Annotated in this window: 17 protein-coding genes and 1 pseudogene; 5 read left to right on the top strand and 13 right to left on the bottom strand. The window is 66.8% G+C overall.

Annotated elements, in window-relative coordinates:
* Positions 1 to 1,153 (top strand): DUF5631 domain-containing protein (locus A9W95_RS27165; RefSeq protein ID WP_172826562.1); only part of this gene is annotated, 1,153 nt, incomplete at its 5' end.
* Here A9W95_RS27165 and A9W95_RS05185 read toward each other — a convergent pair.
* Entirely contained in the window at positions 1,150 to 2,265 is a 1,116-nt protein-coding gene (locus A9W95_RS05185; protein ID WP_067409533.1) for a Xaa-Pro peptidase family protein, read from the bottom strand. The two genes, A9W95_RS27165 and A9W95_RS05185, sit on opposite strands and share 4 nt — an antisense overlap.
* A 46-nt stretch (positions 2,266 to 2,311) precedes the next feature.
* Between A9W95_RS05185 and A9W95_RS05180 the strand changes: the two genes are divergently transcribed.
* Complete coding sequence (locus tag A9W95_RS05180; RefSeq protein ID WP_067409532.1) at positions 2,312 to 3,268, top strand: 5'-3' exonuclease; 957 nt, start codon at positions 2,312 to 2,314, stop codon at positions 3,266 to 3,268.
* A gap of 3 nt (positions 3,269 to 3,271) precedes the next feature.
* Here the strand turns inward: A9W95_RS05180 and A9W95_RS05175 are convergent, their stop codons facing one another.
* The 11 genes from A9W95_RS05175 to dop form a co-directional block, all read right to left on the bottom strand.
* Positions 3,272 to 3,991 carry a DUF4333 domain-containing protein gene (locus A9W95_RS05175; RefSeq protein ID WP_067409531.1) on the bottom strand — a complete coding sequence of 240 codons (720 nt, stop codon included), beginning with the start codon at positions 3,989 to 3,991 and terminating at the stop codon, positions 3,272 to 3,274.
* A 72-nt stretch (positions 3,992 to 4,063) separates the two neighbouring features.
* Positions 4,064 to 6,829 carry an RNA helicase gene (locus A9W95_RS05170; protein ID WP_067409536.1) on the bottom strand — a complete coding sequence of 922 codons (2,766 nt, stop codon included), beginning with the start codon at positions 6,827 to 6,829 and terminating at the stop codon, positions 4,064 to 4,066.
* Positions 6,830 to 6,919: 90 nt separating this feature from the next.
* A complete protein-coding gene (tatC, locus tag A9W95_RS05165) occupies positions 6,920 to 7,777 on the bottom strand; it encodes a twin-arginine translocase subunit TatC (protein ID WP_067409530.1) in 858 nt (285 codons plus the stop codon).
* Between the two features lie 117 nt (positions 7,778 to 7,894).
* Positions 7,895 to 8,161: a Sec-independent protein translocase subunit TatA gene (gene tatA / locus A9W95_RS05160; RefSeq protein WP_067409529.1), complete on the bottom strand. Its 267-nt coding sequence runs from the start codon at positions 8,159 to 8,161 to the stop codon at positions 7,895 to 7,897.
* A gap of 100 nt (positions 8,162 to 8,261) precedes the next feature.
* Entirely contained in the window at positions 8,262 to 9,230 is a 969-nt protein-coding gene (locus tag A9W95_RS05155) for a YafY family protein (RefSeq protein WP_067409528.1), read from the bottom strand.
* Positions 9,227 to 10,228: a YafY family protein gene (locus tag A9W95_RS05150; RefSeq protein WP_067409527.1), complete on the bottom strand. Its 1,002-nt coding sequence runs from the start codon at positions 10,226 to 10,228 to the stop codon at positions 9,227 to 9,229. Before A9W95_RS05150 ends, A9W95_RS05155 begins: the two co-directional genes overlap by 4 nt.
* 29 nt (positions 10,229 to 10,257) lie before the next feature.
* Positions 10,258 to 11,616 (bottom strand): Pup--protein ligase, encoded by a 1,359-nt coding sequence (gene pafA, locus A9W95_RS05145; RefSeq protein ID WP_156746022.1) that lies wholly within the window; start codon positions 11,614 to 11,616, stop codon positions 10,258 to 10,260.
* An 81-nt stretch (positions 11,617 to 11,697) separates the two neighbouring features.
* Positions 11,698 to 12,468, bottom strand: a complete 771-nt coding sequence (gene prcA / locus A9W95_RS05140; protein WP_067409525.1) for a proteasome subunit alpha — start codon at positions 12,466 to 12,468, stop codon at positions 11,698 to 11,700.
* Positions 12,465 to 13,337, bottom strand: coding sequence for a proteasome subunit beta (gene prcB / locus A9W95_RS05135; RefSeq protein WP_067409524.1), 873 nt, complete (start codon positions 13,335 to 13,337; stop codon positions 12,465 to 12,467). The genes prcA and prcB overlap by 4 nt, the downstream gene beginning before the upstream one ends.
* A complete protein-coding gene (locus A9W95_RS05130) occupies positions 13,334 to 13,528 on the bottom strand; it encodes a ubiquitin-like protein Pup (protein ID WP_067409535.1) in 195 nt (64 codons plus the stop codon). Before A9W95_RS05130 ends, prcB begins: the two co-directional genes overlap by 4 nt.
* A gap of 113 nt (positions 13,529 to 13,641) precedes the next feature.
* The gene (gene dop, locus A9W95_RS05125) at positions 13,642 to 15,150 is read right to left on the bottom strand and encodes a pup deamidase/depupylase (RefSeq protein ID WP_067409523.1); all 1,509 of its coding nucleotides are present in this window, start codon (positions 15,148 to 15,150) and stop codon (positions 13,642 to 13,644) included.
* Positions 15,151 to 15,219: 69 nt separating this feature from the next.
* Between dop and A9W95_RS05120 the strand changes: the two genes are divergently transcribed.
* Together A9W95_RS05120 and A9W95_RS05115 are read left to right on the top strand one after the other, a co-directional pair.
* The gene (locus tag A9W95_RS05120; protein ID WP_067409522.1) at positions 15,220 to 16,419 is read left to right on the top strand and encodes a hypothetical protein; all 1,200 of its coding nucleotides are present in this window, start codon (positions 15,220 to 15,222) and stop codon (positions 16,417 to 16,419) included.
* 57 nt (positions 16,420 to 16,476) lie between these two features.
* On the top strand, positions 16,477 to 17,073 hold the full coding sequence (locus tag A9W95_RS05115; protein WP_156746024.1) for a hypothetical protein: 597 nt from the start codon (positions 16,477 to 16,479) through the stop codon (positions 17,071 to 17,073).
* Position 17,074: 1 nt separating this feature from the next.
* Here A9W95_RS05115 and arc read toward each other — a convergent pair whose 3' ends face one another.
* The gene (arc, locus tag A9W95_RS05110) at positions 17,075 to 18,907 is read right to left on the bottom strand and encodes a proteasome ATPase (RefSeq protein WP_067409520.1); all 1,833 of its coding nucleotides are present in this window, start codon (positions 18,905 to 18,907) and stop codon (positions 17,075 to 17,077) included.
* A gap of 329 nt (positions 18,908 to 19,236) precedes the next feature.
* Between arc and A9W95_RS05105 the strand changes: the two are divergent.
* Positions 19,237 to 19,510 (top strand): annotated as a pseudogene (locus tag A9W95_RS05105) (hypothetical protein); the annotation flags it as partial.

Below are 19,510 nucleotides of genomic sequence, written 5' to 3'. Positions count from 1 at the left end.
CCTCCCCCCAACTGCCACCCCCGCCGAACTCGTGCAGAGCTTCAACAAGGGCATGGATTCCGGTGCGCCGTTCTCGGCCCCGCCCAACTCGGTGCCGCATCCGATCACTCCCACCGAGCAAGTGACACACACGTCACCGACCACTCCCGCTGCAGTCGTAAACCCGGTGGTGCACGCCCCGGTCGTCGACTCCCCTGCTCCGCAGGTCCCGCACCCGGAACCCGCGGCCGCACCCATAGTCACCAGCCCGGTCGCACCTAACCCGGGCTTCGCTGCGCCCGCGAGCTCAACGCCACTGCCGACATACGGCGCCGACCTGCGGCCGCCCACCACAACCACCGCACCCTCACTGCCCAGCTCGTCACCCGTTCAAGCGGCGACACCGTCGTCGGCGCCGGTGCACCCGTCCTCCGGTCAGGCCGGCACGGGCCAACCGGCCGTCGTGCGGCAGACTCCCGCCCCGACCAAACCACCGCCACCGCCCGCGACTGAAGCCGTCGCCGCGACCGCGACTGGAGCGGCGGCAGGCGCGGCATCCGCCGACGCCACGGCCCGCGCTCGACTGCAACGTCTAGTGAATTCGGTTGCGCGTCAGCAACCTCGGCTGGCGTGGGCGGCGGGAGACCGTCCCGACGACACCACTCTGCTGACCACCGACCTGGCCAGTGGCTGGATTCCACCGGGCATCGAGCTGCCGGCCGCCGTCACGCTGCTACCCCCGGCACGGCGCCGCGGAAACATCGAAGCCCTGCTCGGGGAGGTGACCGTTGCCGCCGGCTACACACCGATCCACCATGTGTCCAAACCCGACGAGCCGATCCCGACGTCGCCCCGGCCGCGTCAGGTGCCCGAGATCGACGAGCTCGGTTGGGAACTCGGACAAGCCACCCAATGGCGCGACGGTCTGCCGCGATTGGCGCACACGCTGGCCAAAGCGGCGTCCGCGGGCACCGGCGTACTGGATTCCGAAGTCGATCTCTTGCGCCAGCACCTGAAAGACGTCAGTAACAAAGTCCTTGACAGCTATCCCGGCAACGTCGACGCCCACGACATCGGGAACTGGCAGCTCCTCGCAGCGATAGACGCGCTGGTCACCGCCGACAAGGCCGCTGCGAACTATCACCTTGCCTGGTTCCACGCCTGCAGCCGCTAACCCACCACAATGAGCCCGTGCGGCCGGTTGTTCACCGACACGGCGCCCTCGTCGGTGACGATCACGATGTCTTCGATCCGCGCACCCCACCGCCCGGGAAAGTAGATGCCGGGCTCGACAGAGAAGGCCATGCCGGGCACCAGCGGCAGTTCGTTGCCGGCGACGATGTAGGGCTCCTCGTGCACGCTCAAACCAATCCCATGTCCCGTGCGGTGCACGAAATACTCCGCCAATCCAGCGTCGGCCAGCACCTCTCGGGCCGAGGCGTCGACCTGCTGAGCCGTCACACCGGGACGGACCGCTGAGACCGCCGCGCGCTGAGCTCGCTCCAACACCGAGTACTGCTGTGCCACCACAGGGTCTGGCTCGCCAATGCTGTAGGTGCGGGTCGAGTCGGAGTGGTATCCGGGCTCGTAGCTACCACCGATGTCCACCACGACGATGTCACCCACCTGCAGTTCCCGATCCGAAACCTCGTGATGCGGATCGGCGCCATGCGGACCAGATCCGACGATGATGAACGACACCTCTGAATGACCTTCAGCCACAATGGCTTCGGCGATATCGGCAGCGACGTCAGCTTCGGCACGGCCTGGCACCAGAAACTCAGGCAACCTGGCATGCACTCGGTCGATGGCTGCGCCCGCTTTGCGCAGAGCGTCAATCTCCGCGGGCTCCTTGATCATTCGCAACTGCCGCAGCACATCGGTGGCCAGCACCGGCACCGCTCCCAGCGCTTGCGCCAGCGGCAGTAGGTGCAGCGCGGGCATGGAATCGGACACGGCCACCGCCGCACCCGCCAGCGCCTCACCCACCAACCGGTACGGGTCGTCACCGTCGACCCAGTCCTGCAACCTCACACCCAGTTCGACCGCGGCCGACTCGCGCAACGAGGCCAACTCCAGCCGCGGCAACACCACCGTCGGCGCACCCGAGGCCGGTACCACCAGCGCGGTGAGTCGTTCGAATGTTTGCGCCCGCGAGCCGATGAGGTAGCGCAGGTCGTAACCCGGCGTAATGACCAGCCCAGCCAGACCGGCCTCAGCGGCCGCGGCCGCCGCTGCGCCCAGCCGCCGCGCATACACCTCGGTGTCGAATCGACGAGAGTCCATGGCAGCCAGGCTAATCGTTGCCGGCGCGCGTGAGACCATAGCGCGCATGCCCGCACCTGTGTTGCTGCTCGACGGCCCCAGCATGTGGTTCCGCTCGTATTTCGGCGTGCCGTCGTCGATCAAGTCGCCCGACGGCCGTCCGGTCAACGCCGTGCGCGGATTCATCGACTCGTTGGCCGTGTTGGTGACCCAGCAGCGACCGTGCCGGCTGGTGGTGTGCCTGGATCTGGACTGGCGGCCCCAATGGCGAGTCGATCTCATCCCGTCGTACAAAGCGCATCGGGTGGTGCAGGAGGAACCGGCCGACCAACCTGACATCGAGGAAGTGCCCGACGAGCTGACCCCGCAGATCGGCATGATCATGGAACTGCTAGACGCTTTCGGTATCCCAACGGCGGGCGCACCGGGTTACGAAGCCGACGATGTGTTGGGCACCTTGGCGGCGCGCGAGCGCACCGACCCGGTGATCGTGGTCAGCGGGGACCGCGACCTGCTGCAGGTGGTCAGCGACGACCACGTGCCCGTCCGCGTCCTGTATCTGGGCCGCGGCCTATCCAAGGCCACCCTGTTCGGGCCCAAAGAGCTCGCCGACAGTTATGGGGTGCCGGTCGATCGGGCCGGCCCTGCCTACGCCGAACTGGCGTTGCTGCGCGGTGACCCGTCCGACGGGCTGCCCGGGGTGCCGGGCATCGGCGAGAAAACCGCAGCAACCCTGCTGGGCCAGCATGGCTCGCTGGACCAGATCATCGCCGCAGCCAACGATCCAAAGTCGAAGATGGCCAAAGGATTACGCACAAAGCTACGCGCATCGTCGGACTACCTCGAAGTCGCGGGCCAAGTGGTGCGCGTGGCCACCGACGCGCCGGTCACGCTGTCGACGCGCACGGACAAGTTGCCGTTACATGCCGCCGACACCGCGCGCACCGCCGAACTGGCAACCCAGTACGGCGTCGGGTCATCGATAAAGCGACTGCAGAAAGCGCTCGACGCGCTGCCGTCGTAACGGTTACTGCGGCCGACCAACCTCGTAAGTGCCCTTGTTGTCCTGGAAGGTCACGGTGACGTGCTTGGAAGCGCCGTCGATGCTGACGGTGCAGTCGAAGGTGCCGCCCTTCTTCACGGTCGGGTTCGACCCGTTGTTGCACTTGACGTCTTTGACATTCTTGGCGCCGTAGCCGTTGGTCTCGTCGGTGAGGATCTGCTGCACACCCGCGTTGGCCTTGTTCACGTCCAACTTGGTGGTGACGAAGAAACCGGGCTGCCAGAAGCCGAGAACCAGGATGACCGCGATGAACAACACCGCGACCACACCGACGATGCTGGCGATCAGCGCCGTCGAACGCTTCTTGGCGGGCTGGCCGTAGGGAGCCGCCTGGCCGGGGTACTGGCCGGGCTGACCGTATTGCCCCGGCTGACCGGGCTGGCCGTACTGCGGCTGACCATACTGGCCGGGCTGCTGATACTGGCCCGGCTGGCCGTACTGCGGCGCCGCGCCGTACTGGGTGGCCTGCTGACCGAAGTCGGAGCCATATCCAGGCTGCTGGTACTGCTGCGGGTAAGCCTCACCCGGCTGCTGGTACTGCGGGTATTCGGATGGCGTGTACGCCGGCGCGTGCCAGGTCGCGTCCTGATTGGGTTGCTGCTGCCAGGGCGACCCCGCCATGGTCGGGTCGGAGGAATGGTCGCCGGGTTGCCACGACTGGCCCGGTCCCTGCGGTCCGCTCATCAATGCTCCTAGTGCGTCTTGTCCTGGCCCTGCCGATCACATTGGACGATGTAACCGTAGCTCCGGCTCAGCCTACCCGGCGTCAACTGCCACGACGCCGCGCCGAACGTCATTGATAGCGCGCTTTGCGGTGGCACGCAGGTCAGGGTCCGGCGCCGCATTGCGGACCTGATCCAGCAGGTCGAGGACCTGACGGCACCAGCGCACGAAATCGCCTGCCGATAGCGGTGATCCGGTCCCGGCTGCGTCCGCGGCGGCCAAGGCCGAGGCCAGATCACCGGTGCGCGCCCAGCGGTAGATGACGGGGACGAAGCCGTCGTCGGGTTCGCGGCTCTGGGAGATCCGGTGGGTTTGCTCGTCGGCGCGCAAGTCCGCGGACAGCCGTGAGGTCTGATTGAGCGCCTGCCGCAGTTTCTGCGTGGGCACTTCAGCGCCCAACGGCGCACTCGGAGCGTCGCCCCGTGATTCATAGAGGACCGCCGAGACCACTGCCGCCAGCTCGGGCGGCTTGAGACCGGTCCAGGCGCCGGTGCGCAGGCACTCGGCTACCAGCAGATCGCTTTCGCTGTAGATCCGCGCCAACAATCGTCCGTGGTCGGTGACCTGGGGATCCTCAGCTGGACCCGAGATGAACTCGCGCTCGGTGAGCAGGCCGACGATCCGGTCGAACGTGCGGGCCAGCGAGTTGGTCGCCGCGGCGACCTTGCGCTCCAATTGGGTGTTATCCCGTTCGATGCGCAGGTAGCGTTCGGCTTCGCGCATGTGGGATTCGCGGTCGGGGGCGTGGTGTGCGGCGTGGCGGCGCATCTTGTCCCGCAGCGACGCCAGTTCCGGGTCGTGGAATTCGCCGTCCGGGCCCCCCCGCCCACCGGAGCGTCGACCGGCCGAGGGAACCAGGTCCGCAGCGGCCGAGCGCAGCGCCGACGCCAGGTCCCGCCGCACGCGCGGCTGGCGATGCTCGACCCGTTTGGGCAAGCTCATCGACCCGACCGGTGGAGTCGCCCCGGAATAGTCGGCCGACGAGATGCGCCCCGCCCAGCGATGCTCGGTCAGCACCAGCGGCCGGGGATCGCTGCTGTCGCGCGCGGATTCGAGGACGACGGCGAGCCCGCTGCGGCGGCCATGAGTGATGTTGATGATGTCGCCGCGGCGCAATGCGGTGAGGGCGTCGCTGGCGGCTTGCCGGCGCTGTAACCGCGAGGCGCGCGCTTGTGAGCGCTCCATATCGGAGATCTGCGCACGGAGGCGGGCGTAGTCGAAGATCGACGCGTCGTGCCCACCGAATTGACCGGCGATCTCGTCGAGCATCCGCTTGCCGCGGTCGATGCCGCGGACCAGTCCGACCACCGACCGGTCGGCCTGGTACTGCGCGAAGGACTGCTCGAGCAGCTGGTGAGCCTGCTCGGGGCCCATGCGCTGCACCAGGTTGATCGTCATGTTGTAGGAGGGGGCGAATGAACTGCGCAGCGGGAAGGTCCGGGTGGAGGCGAGCCCGGCGACCTCGGACGGCTCGACATCGGGCTGCCACAACACCACCGCGTGACCCTCGACGTCGATGCCGCGTCGGCCGGCGCGGCCGGTCAGCTGCGTGTACTCCCCCGGCGTCAACGGCACATGCTGCTCGCCGTTGAACTTAACCAACCGCTCGAGCACCACGGTACGAGCCGGCATGTTGATGCCCAACGCCAAAGTCTCGGTGGCGAACACCGCCTTGACCAGGCCGGCGGCGAACAACTCCTCGACGGTGTGGCGGAACACGGGCAGCATGCCGGCGTGGTGGGCGGCCAGGCCGCGCAGCAGTCCCTCGCGCCATTCGTAGTAGCCCAGCACGGCCAAGTCGGCGTCTTCCAAGTCGCCGCAGCGGTGGTCGATGACCTCGGCGATCTGTGCGCGCTCCTGCTCGGTGGTCAGCTGTAGAGGCGAGCGCAGGCACTGTTGAACGGCCGCGTCGCAGCCGGCGCGGGAGAACACGAACGTGATCGCGGGCAGCAGGCCGGCCGCATCGAGGATGGCGATGACGTCCGGCCGCCCGGGCGGCCGATAGAAGCGCGGCCGGCTGGGACGTCCCTGGTTTCGCCGCCGCGGCTGCCAGTCCGTCATTCGGTCGGCCTCGCGGCGATGCGCGATGTGACGCACTAGGTCGGCGTTGACGTGCGGTTTGCCGATGGTGGCGTGCGTCTGCTGATTGGCCGGATCGCCGGAACGGTAGTCGAACAAGTCGAACAACCGCTTGCCCACCAGGACGTGTTGCCACAGCGGCACGGGGCGATGTTCGTCGACCACCACGGTGGTGTCCCCGCGTACCGTCTGAATCCAGCCACCGAACTCCTCGGCGTTGCTGACCGTGGCCGACAGACTGACCAGCCGTACCTCGTCGGCCAGATGCAGGATGACCTCTTCCCATACCGGGCCGCGCATCCGGTCGGCCAGGAAGTGCACCTCGTCCATCACCACATGCGAAAGGCCCTGCAGTGCAGACGAATTCGCATACAGCATGTTGCGCAGCACTTCGGTCGTCATGACCACGACGGGCGCATCGGCGTTGACCGACATGTCACCGGTGAGCAGGCCGATCCGGTCGCGGCCGTAGCGCGCGACCAGATCGGTGTGCTTTTGATTGCTCAGCGCCTTCAGCGGTGTGGTGTAGAAGCACTTGCCGCCGGCGGCGAGCGCGAGATGGACGGCGAATTCGCCGACGACGGTCTTGCCGGCGCCGGTTGGTGCGCAAACCAGGACACCGTGACCGCGTTCCAACGCCGCGCACGCCCGGCGTTGGAAGTCGTCGAGCTGGAAGGACAGTTCGGTGGCGAAGCGGTCGAGTTCGGGCAGATCACTCACGTCGCCGCCCGCAAAGGTGCGCACAGGTACGGCAACCGCGGCGTGTCGCTGTCCGGACAGGCACGCTCACGCGATGAGCCGCGCAGAAAGCTAGGTGACGTCGTCATGGGGTCCGCCGATGACCGACGGCGCCGGTACCGGCGAGGGTGGGTCGATGACGGATGCTTCGTCATCGGGTATCGACGCTTCACGCTTGGCTTTTCGCTTGTCATGGATCCGGGCGATCTGAATTGCGAACTCGAGCAACACCGTTAGCGCTACCCCGAGCGCGGTCATCGAAAACGGATCAGAACCCGGCGTGAACACCGCGGCGAAGACGAACATCGCAAAGATCAGCCCGCGCCGCCACGACTTGAGCCGCTCATAGGTGAGCATGCCGATCATGTTGAGCATGACGATGAGGAGCGGGAATTCGAAGCTGACGCCGAATACCACCAGCAGGTTGATCAGGAAGCCGAAATACCGGTCACCGGACAGGGCGGTGACTTGGACGTCGCTGCCGACGGTAAGCAGGAAGCCGAGCGCCTTGGACAGCACCACGTAGGCCAGGGCGGCGCCGGCGGCGAACAGCACGGCCGCCGGAATGACGAAGGCGACCGCGAAGCGCCGCTCCTTCTTGTACAAGCCGGGGGTGATGAACGCCCAGAGTTGGTAGAACCAGACCGGGCAGGCCAGGACGATACCGGCGGTCATACCGACCTTGAGTCGCAACATGAATTGGTCGAACGGTGCCGTCGCCAGGAGTCGGCATTGACCATCCGCGCTCAGCTCGGCTCGGGCCGACTGAGGCAGCGAGCAGTACGGCTCGCGCAGGAATTCGCCGAGGCTTTGCAGCCCGAAGACTGGATGCGAGTACCAGATGAACCCGAAGCTGGTGGTGACGACGATGGCCGCCAACGAGATGAGCAGGCGGGTGCGCAGCTCGGTCAGGTGATCGACCAGCGACATGGTCGCGTCGGGGTTGACGCGACTGCGCCGTTGCCGGGGGTTGAGCCGTTTGAGGAGACCGAAAGCGCGCGCTGAAACCCTAGGACCGTTCACGACACACGGGTCAGTGGCGCCAGGCTAGGCCGGCCGCGCCTCGGTGTGGCCCTGCTCAGCAGTGCTGGCTGGCGGGTCGACACGCTGCGACTCGACGGGTGTGGGCGCCGCCGTAGGGGCCTGCGGGGAAGCGTCGGACTTGTTCTCGTTCTGCAGCTCGCGGACCTCGGACTTGAAGATGCGCAGCGACTTGCCCAGCGAGCGCGCCGCGTCAGGGAGCCGCTTGGCACCGAACAACACGATCACCACGACAGCGAGGATCAGCCAATGCCACGGTTGAAGACTGCCCACTTTGATTACCTCCAGACGTCCACCCGATGCTACCGCAGCCCATGCGCCGCTCCGGTCCAAGCGAGGCGCGGCAGCACCACGCGCCGCCGCTAAACGATTATCAGCCCTGCTCAGCGGCCCGGTATGCGGCCAGTGCCGCAACGGCCTGCTCACGCACCCGCTGCGCCAATGACTCCGGGGCCAAGACCTGCACATCCGAGCCGAACCCCAGCAGCAGGCGCGTCATCCAGTCCTCCGACGCGTACGTCATCGCCACTTCGCAGGACCCGTCGGGCAGCTCGCGCTGCACCCGCAGCGGGTAGTACTCGAACATCCATGACGCCGAGGGCGCGACCAGCAGGGTTGCCGACGGCAGCGACGGATCGCCGTCGAACAAGGAGGTGTCTGGGGGCGCCTGGAGCACGGGTTCGGGCGGCATGGCCGGTTCGTTCAGCGCCTTGGCGTCGACGATCCGGTCGAACCGGAACAAGCGCACCCCTTCGGCTTCCCGTGACCAGGCCTCCAAGTAGCTCTGGCCACCGATCAGCAGCACGCGGATCGGATCGACGATCCGGCTGGTCAGCGAATCGTGTGAGGCGGAGTAGTAGTCAATGGTCAGCGCGCGCCGGTCATGTACGGCGGCGCGGACCGCCGCCGCGGCCCGGCTCTCGACGGGCGCCGGTTCGTCGATCACGGCCGCCGCAGTGTCGTGCCCGGCGGCACCCGCCGCCGCGGCGATCTTGGCGATTGCGCTGCGCGCGGCCTCCGGGTCGACCACCCCGGGGATGTCGGCCAGGGCCCGCAGCGCCACGAGCAACCCGGTCGCTTCCGGGGAGGTCAGCTTGAGCGGCCGATCGATGCCGGCCGAGAAGGTCACCTCGACGGTGTCGCCGGAGAACGAGAAGTCGATCAGGTCGCCGGGCAGATACCCCGGCAACCCGCACATCCACAGCTGGTTGAGGTCTTCTTCGAGTTGCTTGGCCGACACGCCCAGGTCGGCGGCGGCCTCGGCTCGGGTGATCCGCGGATTGGCCTGGAAGTACGGCACCATGTTGAGCAGCCGCACCAGGCGGGTGGACACGGGGGTCATCGGGGTCGCTCCTGCGCTTGCGCGGTCAACCGGGCCAGGACATCCTCGCGCAACGACGGCGGCGCCAGCACGATCGCGTCCGATCCGTAGCCGGCGATCTCGCGCGCCAGGCGGTCACTGAATCCGATGTCCAGCTGGAACACCTCCCCGTCGCGGCCGGCCAGTTGTCGCGGCCCGATGCTGGTGCCGGCCCGTCGCAGGGCGGTCGCTCGCCCGTCGGCCACCCAGACCGTCGCGCGCACACCGCTGGGCGCTTCGCTCACCGTTTGGGCCACGATGTGCCGCAGGTCGACGCCGTCGGGAATGGTGACCGCTCCCGGGGGGCCGACCGGCTTCACCTCGTCGCCGATGCGCGACAGGCGGAAGGTACGGGTGGCGTCGCGGTCGCGGTCGTGGCCGACGAGATACCAGCGGCCCTTCTCGGTGACCACGCCCCACGGTTCGACCGTGCGAGTGGTGTAGGGCTCGGCGCGCGTGGACCGGTGCGGGAATTGCACGGCTTGGCGAGCGTCGATGGCGGACAACAAGATCCCGAGAACGTCTTCGGACCCGCGCAACCCCGGTACTCCCGCGGGTGAGGCGATGGCCACCGGCGATCCCGCCTCCAAGGGTTCGACGTCGACGCCCGCAGCGCGAAGCTTGAGCAGCGCTCCCTGGGTGGCGGTGATCAATTCGGGCGACTCCCACAGCTGGGTGGCGACGGCGACCGCGGCGGCCTCCTCGGCAGTCAACTCGACCGACGGCAGCGCGTAGGCCTCCCGGTTGATGCGGTACCCCTCGGTCGGGTCCAGGTTGGACACGCGTCCCACCTCCAGCGGGATGCCGAGGTCGCGTAGTTCGTTCTTGTCCCGCTCGAACATCCGGGAGAACGCTTCCAAGGTAGGGCTGTCGGAGTAACCCGCAACGCTGGACCTGATCTTCTCCGCGGTGATGTAGCCGCGGGTCGAGAGCAGGGCGATGACGAGATTGACCAGCCGTTCGACTTTCGAGGTCGCCATTGGCTACAGATTAGGCCACCGGGGTGGCGCTACATGCTCGCGATCAGTCGTTTGACGCGCTCGTCGACGGCGCGGAACGGGTCCTTGCACAACACGGTCCGCTGCGCCTGGTCATTGAGCTTCAAGTGCACCCAGTCCACGGTGAAGTCGCGACCGGCGGCCTGGGCGGCGCTGATGAACTCGCCGCGTAGCCGCGCGCGGGTGGTCTGCGGCGGGTGGTCGACGGCTTCGGCGATGTCTTCATCGGTAGTGACCCGCGCGGCCAACCCCTTTCGCTGCAGCAGGTCGAAGACGCCGCGGCCGCGCTTGATGTCGTGGTAGGCCAAGTCCAGTTGGGCGATCTTGGGGTCGGACAGCTCCATGTTGTAGCGGTCCTGGTAGCGCTGGAAGAGCTTGCGCTTGATCACCCAGTCGATTTCGGTGTCAACCTTCGCGAAGTCCTGGCTCTCGACGGCGTCGAGTTGGCGGCCCCATAAGTCGACGACCTGCTCGATCTGCGCGTTGGGTTCACGGGTCTGCAGATGTTCGACGGCGCGGCTGTAGTACTCCCGCTGAATGTCCAGCGCGCTGGCCTGACGCCCACCGGCCAACCGCACCGGCCGCCGGCCGGTGATGTCGTGACTCACTTCGCGGATGGCGCGGATCGGGTTGTCCAGCGAGAAGTCTCGGAAAGCCACCCCGGCCTCGATCATCTCTAGCACCAGCGCGGCGGTGCCCACCTTGAGCATGGTGGTGGTCTCGCACATGTTCGAGTCGCCGACGATGACGTGTAGCCGCCGGTATTTCTCGGCGTCGGCGTGCGGTTCGTCGCGGGTGTTGATGATCGGCCGGCTGCGGGTGGTCGCCGACGAGACACCCTCCCAAATGTGCTCGGCGCGCTGAGACAGGCAGAAGGTGGCCGCCTTGGGCGTCTGCAGCACCTTGCCCGCACCGCAGATCAGCTGCCGGGTGACCAGGAACGGCAGCAGCACGTCGGAGATCCGGGAGAATTCCCCCGCCCGAACGATCAGGTAGTTCTCGTGGCAACCGTAAGAGTTGCCCGCGGAGTCGGTGTTGTTCTTGAACAGGTAGATGTCCCCGCCGATGCCTTCGTCGGCGAGCCGCTGCTCGGCGTCGACCAGCAGGTCTTCGAGCACCCACTCACCGGCCCGGTCGTGAGTCACGAGCTGTACCAGACTGTCGCATTCCGCGGTGGCGTATTCGGGGTGGCTGCCCACATCGAGGTAGAGGCGGGCGCCGTTGCGCAGGAAAACGTTGGAGCTGCGACCCCAGGAAACGACTCGGCGGAACAGGTAGCGCGCTACTTCGTCCGGGCTGAGCCGACGATGACCGTGGAATGTGCAGGTGACACCGAACTCGGTCTCGATGCCCATGATTCGTCGCTGCACGTTATCGAGCGTACTGGTTGTCGCAGCGGCGCGGTGGCAGTGCCGCGCCGCGGAAGCTTTCCAGGCCGACTTCGTCCGGCGTCAGTTCGACGACTCGCCGTTGGACTCTGACGATTCACCCTCGGGTGCATTGCCGTTGTCCACATCCCGCAGCAAGCCTTCCAGCGCGGCGCCGGTGAGGCGCCGGAATGCCCGCCGCGGCCGATTGGCGTCCAAGATGGCCACCTCGAGGCTGGCTCCGCCGATGCTCGACTGCCCGTTGCCGGCGTTGTCGGCACTGCTTGCCCGCAACGCCTCCACCGCGATGCGCAACGCATCCGGCAGGTCGGCGTTCTCGGTGTAGGACTCTTTGAGCGCGTTGGTGATCGGCTCGGTGGTGCCACCCATCACCACGAAGTGCGGCTCGTCAGCGATCGACCCGTCATACGTGATGCGGTACAGCTCCGGGGCTTTGGTCTCGCCGTAGTGCGCGACCTCGGCCACACACAACTCCACCTCGTAGGGCTTGGCTTGCTCGGTGAAGATGGTGCCGAGTGTCTGGGCGTAGACGTTGGCCAGCTGCCGTCCGGTGACGTCGCGGCGGTCATAGGCGTAGCCGCGGGTGTCGGCGAACTGGATGCCGCCGCGGCGCAAGTTGTCGAACTCGTTGAACTTGCCGGCGGCCGCGAAGCCCACCCGGTCATAGAGCTCGCTGATCTTCTGCAACGACCGCGACGGATTCTCCGCGACGAACAACACCCCACCGGCATAGGCCAGCGCCACCACACTGCGGCCCCGGGCGATGCCTTTGCGCGCGAGCTCGCTGCGCTCCCGCATCGCCTGCTCGGGCGAGATGAAATAGGGGAAACTCACTTCTCACCGCCGTCGGGGCCGAAAGTATCTGCGCGCGAACGACTCTCGATGACGCTGCGGGCCAATTCGGCGATCCGCTCCTCGGCTACGTCCAGCGCCCCTTCGGCGTCGATGGTGACCGCCGTGGGGAAGATGCCGCGGACCAGATCGGGCCCGCCGGTGGCGGAGTCGTCGTCGGCGGCGTCGTAGAGCGCTTCCACGGCCACCCGCAGCGCGGAGTCGGCGTCGGTAACTTGGGAGTACAGCTTCTTCATCGACGACTTGGCGAAGATCGAGCCGGATCCCACCGACTGGTAGCCCTCTTCTTCGATGTTCCAGCCGCCGGCCGCGTCGAAGGAAACGATGCGGCCCGCCGACTCGGGGTCGGGTGCCTGCAGGTCGTAACCGACCAGCAGCGGCAGTGCCACCAGGCCCTGCATCGCGGCCGGCAGGTTGCTGCGCACCATGATCGCGAGCCGATTGACTTTGCCGGCGAAGGTGAGCGGGACGCCTTCCAACTTCTCGTAGTGCTCGAGCTCGACGGCGTAGAGGCGGGCGAATTCGACGGCGATGGCGGCGGTGCCGGCGATGCCGGTGGCGGTGTAGTCGTCGGTGATGTAGACCTTACGCACGTCGCGACCGGCGATCATGTTGCCTTGCGTCGAACGGCGATCACCGGCGAGCACGACGCCGCCGGGGTATTTCAGCGCCACGATGGTGGTGCCGTGCGGCAGCTGGGCCGCGGCGGAGGGTTCGCCGCCGCTGATGCTGGCGGGCAGCAGTTCCGGCGCCTGGCGGCGCAGGAAGTCAGCAAAAGACGACAGGTCTACGGCGGATGATCCGGATAGTGCTGATTTCAGGGACAGGCGATCAGGCAACGGCCAGGTCACTGTCCGCCCTTTTGGACGTACGCACGCACGAAGTCCTCGGCGTTCTCTTCGAGGACATCATCAATCTCGTCGAGCAGATCGTCAGTCTCCTCGGTCAGCTTCTCGCGACGCTCCTGGCCGGCAGCGGTGCTGCCGGTGAGGTCGTCTTCGTCGCCGCCGCCACCCCCGCGTTTGGTCTGCTCTTGCGCCATCGCCGCCTCCTGCTTCGTCACGGGCCTTCTAGAGGCCATGCGTGCGCGTGATACGCCCGCAAGCTTGTCTCTACCCTACCGGTCAGCACCGACGTTTCCCGGTTTAACGGATGTCAGCTGGTCAGTTGTTCCACCAACTCAACCGCACTGCTCACCGAGTCCAATAACGCTCCCACATGTGCCTTGCTGCCGCGCAGCGGCTCCAGCGTCGGGATGCGCACCAGCGAATCGCCACCGAGGTCGAAGATCACCGAGTCCCAACTGGCCGCGGCGATGTCGGCGCCGAACCGGCGCAGACACTCACCGCGGAAGTAGGCGCGGGTGTCGGTCGGCGGCTTGTCGACGGCTTCGAGCACCTGATGTTCGGTCACCAGCCGCTTCATGGAGCCGCGCGCCACGAGCCGGTTGTACAGCCCTTTGTCCAGCCGGACATCGGAGTACTGCAGGTCGACCAAGTGCAGCCGCGGCGCCGACCAGCTCAGGTTCTCGCGCTGGCGGAAGCCTTCCAGCAAGCGGAGTTTGGCCGGCCAATCGAGCAGCTCGGCGCACTCCATCGGGTCTCGCTCGAGCAGGTCGAGGACGTGCGCCCAGGTCTCGACGATGTCGGAGGCGCGCGGGTCGGGGTCGCGGCCGTCCACCAGCTTGGCCACCCGGTCCAGGTAGATCCGTTGCAGCGCAAGACCCGTCAGCTCTCGACCGTCGACCAGGGCCACCGTTGCGCGCAATGCCGGGTCGCGGCTGATGGCGTGGACCGCGTGCACCGGCCGCGCCAGGGTCAGGTCGCTTAGGTCGATCCCATGCGATGGGCCTTCCTCGATGAGGTCCAGCACGAGCGCGGTGGTGCCCAGCTTCAAATAGGTCGACGTCTCGGCGAGGTTCGCGTCGCCGATGATGACGTGCAGCCGGCGGTATCGGTCGGCGTCGGCGTGGGGTTCGTCGCGGGTGTTGATGATGCCGCGTTTGAGCGTGGTTTCCAGGCCGACCTCGACCTCGATGTAGTCCGAACGCTGCGACAGCTGGAAGCCCGGCTCGTCACCGGACGGGCCGATCCCCACCCGGCCGGACCCGGTGACCACCTGCCGGGACACTAGGAACGGGGTCAGTCCGGCGATAATGGCGGAGAACGGCGTCTGGCGTGACATGAGGTAGTTCTCGTGGGAGCCGTAGGAGGCCCCTTTGCCGTCGACGTTGTTCTTGTACAACTGCAACTTGGCGGCGCCGGGAACGCTGGCGACGTGGCGCGCCGCGGCTTCCATGACCCGTTCGCCGGCCTTGTCCCAGATCACCGCGTCGAGCGGGTCGGTGCATTCGGGCGCGGAGTACTCCGGGTGCGCGTGGTCGACGTAGAGCCGTGCCCCGTTGGTCAGGATCATGTTCGCGGCCCCGACCTCGTCGGCGTCGACGACGGGCGGCGGACCCGCCGAGCGGCTGAGGTCAAAGCCGCGCGCGTCCCGCAGCGGCGACTCCACCTCATAGTCCCAACGGGTGCGTTTGGCGCGCTGTATACCGGCGGCGGCGGCGTAAGCCAGAACCGCCTGAGTCGAGGTGAGGATCGGGTTGGCGGTCGGGTCTGACGGCGAGGAGATGCCGTACTCGACCTCCGTCCCGATAATCCGTTGCATGCCTTAAAGAGTAGGTGCGCGTGCCGACTAGCAGCGCGCGGGTGGTTGCCGGCGCTAATGTGACCCGGCATGAGCCGTTCCCTGCGTCGTCCGTTGGTGCACCGAGATTCGGCGACGGCCGCGGCCGAAAGTTGGTTTCTGCTGCGCGGCTTGCCCTCAGTGCCGACCACTCGTGGTCGGTGGCGGCGGCTGTGGCCGCGGTCTGCTCCCATGCTGGCGGCGTGGGCGACCGTAGAGACGTGCCTGCTGGCGGTGTACTTCGTCAGTGCCGGCCGCGACGTCGAAATTGCTGGCACGCCAACGACTTCCCAATGGGTCATCCTGGCCTTACTGGCGGTCGCCCTCCCCCTGGCCGCAGTCGTCGGCTGGCTGGTGTCCCGAATCTCGGCGGTTCGCCTACGCGCGATCGCGGCGACCGTCGCCGTCGCCGTCGCGGTGACGTCGGACGTAATCGAAGCCGGCACCGATGCGGTTCAGCTGTCGAGGGCCGTCGTCATCCTCAGCCTCACGCTGGTCCTGACCGGCTGCGGGATCGGATCGGTGCTGGGTTGGGCGGTGCGCATGACGCTGTCGCACCTGGCAACCGTCGGCGAACTTGCGGTGCGCGCCCTGCCGGTGGTGCTGCTGACCGCTTTGGTGTTCTTCAACACCTACGTCTGGCTGATGGCGGCCAACATCAGCGGCGAACGGCTATGGCTGTCGATCGTGTTCCTGTTGGCCATCGCCGGGGCGTTCGTCGTGTCCAAGACCATCGAGCGGGTGCGGCCGATGCTGCGGGACACGGCGGTGTTGCCCGAAGGCAGCGAGGACCTCGCGGACACCCCGTTTGCGACCCTGCCCGACCCCTCGCCCCGCGCACCGCTCAAACGCAGCGAACGCCTCAACGTGGTCTTCCTGCTGGCCACCTCGCAACTAGTCGAGATCCTCGTGGTGGCATCGGTGACCGCCACCATCTACCTCGTACTCGGGCTGCTGATCCTCACCCCGCCGCTGGTCAAGGAATGGACCCACACCACCGTGAACACCGCCACGGTGCTGGGCATGACGTTTCCGGCGCCCAACTCCCTGATCCATATCTGCCTGTTCCTGGGCGCGCTGACGTTCATGTACATCAGCGCCCGCGCGGTCGACGACGCCGAGTACCGCGCGATGTTCCTCGACCCGCTGATCGACGACCTGCACACGGCGTTGATCGCCCGCAGCCGTTACCGCGCCAATATTGCGCACACGCCGAATGCCGTTGTTGACGCCACCGACGGCAGTGGCTAATTTCGCCTGATGTCGACCACCGAAGACGGGCAGACCCGGCCCCGACATGCGGCAAACATGTCGGGCAAGCGGTACGGCGAAGTGCTGCTGGTAACCCCCGGCGAAGCCGGCCCCCAGGCCACCGTCTACAACACCTATCCGCTCAACGACTGTCCGGCCGATCTGTGGTCGGCACTGGATCCCCAGGCGCTCGCGACCGAACACCGCGCCGCCGGAGCGTTGCTCAACGGCCCCCGCTACTGGCTGATGAACTCGGTGGAAAAGACGCAGCAGGGTCCCCAGATCACCAAGAACTTCGGCGGGATCGACATGATTCTGCAAGCCACCGTGCTGCTTTCGTCGATGAATCCCGCGCCCTACACGGTCAACCAGGTCAGCCGGAACACCGTGTTCGTCTTCGACGCCGGCGAAGAGATCTATGAGCTGCACGACCCGCAAGGACAGCGCTGGGTGATGCAGACCTGGAGTCAAGTGGTCGACCCCAACCTGTCCCGCGCGGACCTACCGAAACTGGCCGACCGCCTGAAACTGCCCGAGAGGTGGACGTATCAGAGCCGAGTGCTGCGCGAGGAGCTGCGGATCGACACCACGACCCGCGCCGCCCGCGTGCTGCAGGACGACCTGAACAACAGCTATTCGCTGGTGTCCGACTGACCTACAGGTACTGACCCAGGTTCGACTCGGTGTCGATGGCCCGCGACGCACTGGACGACTTGCCGGTGACCAGCGTGCGGATGTAGACGATCCGCTCGCCCTTCTTGCCCGAGATCCGCGCCCAGTCGTCGGGGTTGGTGGTGTTGGGCAGGTCCTCGTTCTCGGCGAACTCGTCGACGATCGAGTCGAGCAGGTGCTGGATGCGCAGACCGGGCTGCCCGGTCTCCAACACCGACTTGATCGCGTTCTTCTTCGCCCGGTCGACCACGTTCTGGATCATCGCCCCGGAGTTGAAGTCCTTGAAGTACATGACCTCCTTGTCACCGTTGGCGTAGGTGACCTCCAGGAACCGGTTGTCGTCGATTTCGGCGTACATCCGGTCGACGACCTTCTCGATCATCGCCTTGATGCAGGCGCTGCGGTCGCCGTCGAACTCGGCCAGGTCGTCGGCGTGCACCGGCAACGACTCGGTCAGGTACTTCGAGAAGATGTCTTGCGCCGCTTCGGCATCAGGGCGCTCGATCTTGATCTTCACGTCGAGACGTCCGGGCCGCAGAATTGCGGGGTCGATCATGTCCTCGCGGTTTGAGGCGCCGATGACGATGACGTTCTCCAGGCCCTCGACGCCGTCGATCTCGCTGAGCAGCTGCGGGACGACGGTCGTCTCGACGTCCGAGGAAACCCCGGTGCCGCGGGTGCGGAAGATCGAGTCCATCTCGTCGAAGAACACGATGACCGGGGTGCCTTCGGATGCCTTCTCGCGAGCCCGCTGGAAGATCAGCCGGATGTGCCGCTCGGTTTCACCGACGAACTTGTTCAGCAGCTCGGGGCCCTTGATGTTCAAGAAGTACGATTTGGCCTCGCGGGCGTCGTCGCCGCGGACCTCGGCCATCTTCTTGGCCAGCGAGTTGGCCACCGCCTTGGCGATGAGCGTCTTCCCACATCCGGGCGGGCCGTAGAGCAGCACCCCTTTGGGCGGGCGCAGCGCGTACTCGCGGTAAAGCTCTTTGTGCAGGAACGGCAACTCGACGGCGTCGCGGATCTGTTCGATCTGGCGAGTCAGGCCACCGATGTCCTCGTAGCTGACGTCGGGCACCTCTTCCAGCACCAGGTCTTCGACCTCGGCCTTGGGGATGCGCTCGAAGGCATAGCCGGCTTTGGTGTCGACCAGCAAGGAGTCGCCGGGCCGCAACTTGCGCGGGCGGGTGTCGTCGTTGATGCCGTCGACGACGGTGCCTTCCGGCAGGTCCTCGGCGACCAGCGGCTCGGCCAGCCAGACGATGCGTTCCTCGTCGGCGTGGCCGACCACCAGGGCCCGATGCCCGTCTGCGAGCAGTTCCCGCAGCGTCGAGATCTCACCGACGGATTCGAACGTGCCGGCCTCGACCACGGTCAGCGCCTCGTTGAGCCGGACCGTTTGGCCCTTCTTCAGGGCGGTGGCGTCGATGTTGGGCGAGCACGTGAGGCGCATCTTGCGACCGGAGGTGAACACGTCGACGGTGTCGTCCTCGTGCGCGCCGAGCAGAACGCCGTAGCCGCTGGGCGGCTGCCCCAACCGGTCCACTTCCTCGCGCAGCGCAAGCAGTTGCTGGCGAGCCTCTTTCAGCGTCTCCATCAGCTTGGAGTTGCGCGCCGCGAGCGAGTCGATGCGCGCCTCAAGCTGATGCACATCGCGCGCGGTCCGCGCCGCGCCGTGCTGGCCCACCGCGTTGTCGAGTTGCTCCCGCAGCACCGCCGCTTCACGTCGCAGCTGTTCCAACTCTGCAGCATCTTCACTGGACAGCGGCATATCGCGGGGGGTCCCGAATGCTTCAGAACGCTCTGAGTCACCCATCTTGCGCTCCTTTCCCCCACCAGGAATGGTGTGGCGGATACTCCAACGCTACCGGCGTTTCCGGTTTGATGTGCGGAGTCAAATGCCGACGCAAAGTAACAACTTGGGTCTCACTGGTAATCTCGCCTTCGACTCCGGCCGAGTGGAAGGACCGCGGTGATCGCGAAATCCCAAGCCACAGGCCTGACTGTCGTCGCGGAAACCGCCGCGGCGGCCGCCGATGTGACCTCCATTGCATTTGCAAATTGTTTGTAGTTGAAGCCAGGCGCAGGACGCGCCGAAACCTGCGCGTAACTCTGGGTGCCGCCACGGTCGTGGCGGCGGTTGCCTTGTCGGGCTGCACCCACGACGCGGCCAGGAAGTTGGCCTCCGACGGACCAACTGGACCGCCCGCCACGTCGAGCGTCGTTGCCGCGCCGCCGACGGCTCCGCTGCCCGGACCGGAAGTTCTCACCGATGTGCTGTCCCGACTCGCCGATCCAGCGGTGGCGGGCGGAGACAAGCTGAACCTCGTCCAGGGCGCCACCCCCGAAACCGCCGCGGCCCTAGACCGATTCACTACCGCGGTGCGCGACGGCGGCTTCCTACCCATGACCTTCGCGG

The sequence above is a fragment of the Mycobacterium sp. 1423905.2 genome (genome assembly GCF_001673155.1).
Taxonomy (GTDB): domain Bacteria; phylum Actinomycetota; class Actinomycetes; order Mycobacteriales; family Mycobacteriaceae; genus Mycobacterium.
The sequence above is the reverse complement of the archived record's forward strand: the minus strand, read 5'-3'. Positions and strand labels throughout refer to the sequence as shown.